The sequence below is a fragment of the Yersinia sp. Marseille-Q3913 genome (assembly GCF_963892745.1).
GTDB classification, from domain to species: domain Bacteria; phylum Pseudomonadota; class Gammaproteobacteria; order Enterobacterales; family Enterobacteriaceae; genus Yersinia; species Yersinia bercovieri.
The window spans coordinates 1-4,651 of sequence record NZ_CAWQAF010000046.1 but is presented as its reverse complement, the minus strand read 5'-3'; the positions used below and the strand labels follow the sequence as shown (position 1 = coordinate 4,651).

Below are 4,651 nucleotides of genomic sequence, written 5' to 3'. Positions count from 1 at the left end.
CATGTCTACAAGAGCTGTACAGCCACAACAGAGCCAAGAATATGGCCTTATATTTATTGCTATCGCATTGATGTTCATTTTCCTTATCTGGATATACCAACCCCCTATCATGTATGGGTGCATCTGGCTTATTTACCAGCTTTGGTCTCTCTGCGATTTTCCTCGCGTACATATTTACGTAGCAGAACGGATCAATCTATTGGCTTTGGCAGGTAACCAAGTAAACAATATGACCTGGGGTGAATTTATTGCAGTAATGAATCGGACTGCCAGTATTTTAATGGTGCCATTGTCTATCATTGTGGCCGGAAGTATGTGGGCAATTCGGAATCATCCTCGGAACCTAACCCGCAGACATATTGATGTATATACGCTTCCCCACATCATGGCGCAGTTCTCGCCAAATATAATTCCAGCGCTCTGCTACGGAGATAAAAAAACACAGTTATTAAATTGCGATCCATCGGAACATCGTAGCGCCAAGTCTCCAGATGAGTTTGCTATACAACACCAGTTAGTTATTGGTGAACGCCTTGACCGTACTCGTGCCCAAACAGTATTTGAGCAACAATTAGGCACATCACTTAAAGACTTCTCCAGCTTTAATGCTCACGAACGCGCACTGGTAGCTGTATTCGGATTACAAGTATTTTTCAACGACCGCAAAGGTGCTCAAAAACTTTTGGATGGTCTGAATCGTTCTTGTCTTATCAAAAGTCGCCGTGATAAAGGCCAAAAAGGTTATCCCGTTCTACGCCTGGCAAATGATGCTTTCAACAAAGTCGCCAATTCCCCCGTTGCTGTACGCTGGCTGCGTCATTACAGCTCAACACGAACTGCACTCTCCGCGCTCCATGACCGCGACTTACGTTTACCTGGTGCTAATTTTCGATGGCTAAAAGGCCTGGACAGAACACTCTGGTACGTATTGACGTCCTCCGGGCGCCCTAAAGTATTTATTGAAGGGGCTGGGGTTATTGCAGTAGCAAAATGGGAAACATTGATCGCTGAAATATCTGAAAAGCTCCGGGTAACCATCCCAGTACCTGTAACAAGAATGGATATAGCTATCGAGGGTTTACTAGCCGACTTGCGTCGTATTGGCTTGGTATTGGAAGAACGAGAAGCGCAATCAGAATCCCGCGCCAAAGAACATGACAGTGAAGACGAAGAAGATGATGACAGCGATATAGTCATATTACGGGCTTCATCAATTAAATCAGAAAGCCCAAATTCAACAACACCTATACCTAAAGATGATGTGCCAGCAGTTCAACCAACAAAATCTGCACCTCGCGCACCGTTCCGACCTAAAAAATGCTAACTCCAAATTAAGGCTCCCCATATGACACAGACTTATACTGCTACTTTTCAGCGCTGTACTCTATCCGTTTATGCCCATCAATCTGGTGAAAGTAGCCTGGTAACACTGCTTCAACCTGGTTCGCGCTCCCGTTTTTACATCAAAGACAACGGGATATATCACGACAGCTTTGGCGTAAATCCCGCAATGATATATCAAGCCCCATCCACCAAAGAAGCTGAGCTATATTTACGAGCTATCAACAATGCTATCTACAAACGCTGTAAGATCGGAAATATAACTTGCTTAACTCTATTAGTTACGGCTCTCGTCTTGTGCTTCACATATGGCTGGTATGTATTAACAACACTCGACGAGCATATGGCCAGAAATAATCCGACACCAGTGACACAACTTGGCGTAAGTAACCCAACAGCTAATCAGTCAGATCCTGTTGTGGCTCCGCAATCCGTTTCGCCAATACACCCCCCTGTGATACCTAACACCATGCCAGCGCAGACAAACACATCCACGACTGCAGTAACAGGCTACCAAAAAACGGCGCAAGTATTACGGAATGCCACCGAAAGTGGCTTTTACACCATCTCCTTGTCATCTGGCCATCAGCGTACACTCTATGTGTTTTCAGACCCGTTGTGCCATAACTGCCAAATTATTGAGCCAGCACTGGAGGCATTAGCCCAAAAATATAATGTCGAGGTTTTCCCAGTCACACTGGTTGGTAAACAACATACCATTGACCTGGTGAGCCCTATCCTTTGCCAAACACCTCAGTCACGTAAAACCTTATGGAAAAAGCTATTCCAGGTAGATTTAGGTATGAACCCAAATGAAAGCACATTCCCACGTTCATCATGCGAAACAGGTACCGAAGCCATTAACCGTAATGACACCGCATTTGATGCATATAACCTACCAGGTACACCGTCATTAATAGCAGATGATGGTCGTTACATCCCTCTAACATCATTAAAAAGTGACGATGCCCTGGAAGCGTTTCTGAATACACCGCTCCCACAATAATTCTGTTCTGTAATCCCGCTGTATATCCTTTCAAATATTCATCCGTCGTTGAGGTTTGTAAATGGCTCAATCAGTTGAAATCGAAGCCCGCCGAGTTCGGCGGTCGCTTGGCTATACCTTTATAAATGACGCCCTGCTCTCCCCGTTTGGCGTCCAGTGCTTCCTGCTTGCTGGCTTGGTTATGGGCTGGATATTCCCCGCAAGTCTTCTGATCAGTGTTCCCGGACTTTTACTCCAGGTAATGCTGTTCAGCGACCGGCCTTTCCGAATGCCCCTGCGCATGCCAACAGATGTAGGCGGGATAGACCTGACAACTGAACGCGAAATGCCCAAGTACCGTAATGGTTTATGGGGATTTTTCCGCTATGTGGTACGGACCCGCAAATTTTTTCCAGCTGCAGGTGTTATGTGTTTGGGCTTTGCCAGAGGTAAAGCCCTCGCTCGCGAGCTCTGGCTAACATTGGATGATGCATTGCGCCATATGTTGTTACTGGCCACAACGGGATCAGGGAAAACAGAAGCGCTGCTGTCTGTCTTTTTGAATGCCATCTGCTGGGGCCGAGGCATCTGTTATTCAGATGGTAAAGGGCAAAACTCGCTGGCTTTTGCTATGTGGTCGCTAGCTCGCCGATTTGGGCGGGAAGACGATTTTTACGTACTTAACTTTATGACGGGAGGAATGGACAAACTATTACTGCTGTTACTCAATGACAAAAAACGCCAACCGTCTAACACCATCAATCTGTTTGGTACCGCCAACACCACTTTCATCATTCAATTAATGGAATCCATGCTTCCCCCTGCCGGGAGCGGTGATGCCGGCTGGCAGGACAAAGCTAAATCCATGAATGCCGCGTTGGTCTATGCGGTTTACTATAAATGTAAAAGAGAAAAACGGACCATATCTCAAACGGTTATCCAATCGTATTTACCTTTGCGAAAATTAGCTGAGCTCTACCTGGAAGCCAAACGCGATGGCTGGCATAAAGAAGCCTATAACCCATTAGAAAACTATTTCAATACATTAGCCGGCTTTCGCATTGAGCTCATTAGCCAGCCCTCAACCTGGGAGCAAGGCGTCTATGATCAACACGGCTACTTAATTCAGCAATTCAACCGCATGCTCACCATGTTCAACGACTTGTATGGCCACATTTTTTCTACCGATGCCGGCGACATAAACATTGAGGACATACTGCACAACGACCGCATTCTGTGTACCACTATTCCAGCCTTGGAACTGTCAAAAGGTGAAGCGTCCAATATAGGTAAACTGTATATATCGGCTATTCGCATGACCATGGCCAGAGACTTGGGTTGTGAGCTCGAGGGAATGCTCAACGATGTGTTAATCGTTAAAAAATACAGCGGTAAATTTCCGTTTGCTATCGCGATGGATGAGTTAGGTGCCTATTTTGGTCCTGGCATGGATAACCTGGCCAGCCAGATGCGTAGCTTGGGATATATGCTGATTGTTTCTGCTCAGGATATTCAGCGGTTTATCGCAGAACATCGTGGTGAATACATGACGGTAAACGCTAACTTGCTCACCAAATGGTTTATGGCCCTGCAGGATGAGAAAGATACTTTTGAGTTGGCCAAGATTACTGGCGGGAAAGGATATTACGCCGAATTGGGGGCAGTTGAACAAGCTGGCGGCATCATTACACCCAACTATGAAGATGCCACAAACAACTACATTCGTGAAAAAGACCGGCTGGATCTCGGTGACCTGAAAGAGTTAAATCCTGGTGAAGGGATGATTTCTTTCAAAAGTGCCCTGGTCCCGAGTAGTGCTATCTATATCCCGGATGATGACAAGATGACATCAGCACTACCGATGCGAATAAACCGATTTATTGAAGTACAAACCCCAACAGAAGCCGAGCTGTTTGCTCTCAATCCGACCTTATTGCGTAAACTCCCCCCATCCGCGCAAGAAATTGAAGACATATTACTGCACTTAGACGGCCCAGAAGACAGTACCCATCAAATCGGCATCATGGACCCAATTCTTAAACGTATCGTAGACCTTACCCTTGATCTGGATAACCGCGCTGATATCAGCTACAACCCAACCCAACGGGGCATACTGCTGTTTGAAGCGGCCAGAGAAGCTTTACATCAAAACAAACGCAAATGGCGTCATCAACCAACACCCCCAAAAACTATCCGGGTCTCAAAAGAAGTGGCTATCTCCTTAGCCGATGCTGACCTGCAAAATACCATATCAAACTGACCTGTTGGCCTTTCAATAATATCCCAATATTCCCTCGGCTCTACCACAGGGAACAAATACATATC

At 46.0% G+C, this 4,651-nt stretch carries 3 protein-coding genes; all 3 read left to right on the top strand.

Annotation, left to right across the window (positions count from 1 at the left end):
- The coding region (locus AACW11_RS16080; RefSeq protein ID WP_212587021.1) for a secretion/conjugation apparatus DotM-related subunit at positions 1-1,324 on the top strand (1,324 nt) is incomplete at its 5' end.
- A gap of 21 nt (positions 1,325-1,345) precedes the next feature.
- Positions 1,346-2,347, top strand: coding sequence for a thioredoxin fold domain-containing protein (locus AACW11_RS16075; RefSeq protein ID WP_212587020.1), 1,002 nt, complete (start codon positions 1,346-1,348; stop codon positions 2,345-2,347).
- Between the two features lie 61 nt (positions 2,348-2,408).
- A complete protein-coding gene (gene trbC, locus AACW11_RS16070) occupies positions 2,409-4,586 on the top strand; it encodes an F-type conjugative transfer protein TrbC (RefSeq protein ID WP_249192964.1) in 2,178 nt (725 codons plus the stop codon).
- Positions 4,587-4,651 lie beyond the last annotated feature (65 nt).

Coding starts and splice junctions, on each gene's coding strand:
- AACW11_RS16075 (WP_212587020.1), top strand. CDS start 1,346: ATGACACAGACTTATACTGCTACTTTTCAGCGCTGTACTCTATCCGTT.
- trbC (WP_249192964.1), top strand. CDS start 2,409: ATGGCTCAATCAGTTGAAATCGAAGCCCGCCGAGTTCGGCGGTCGCTT.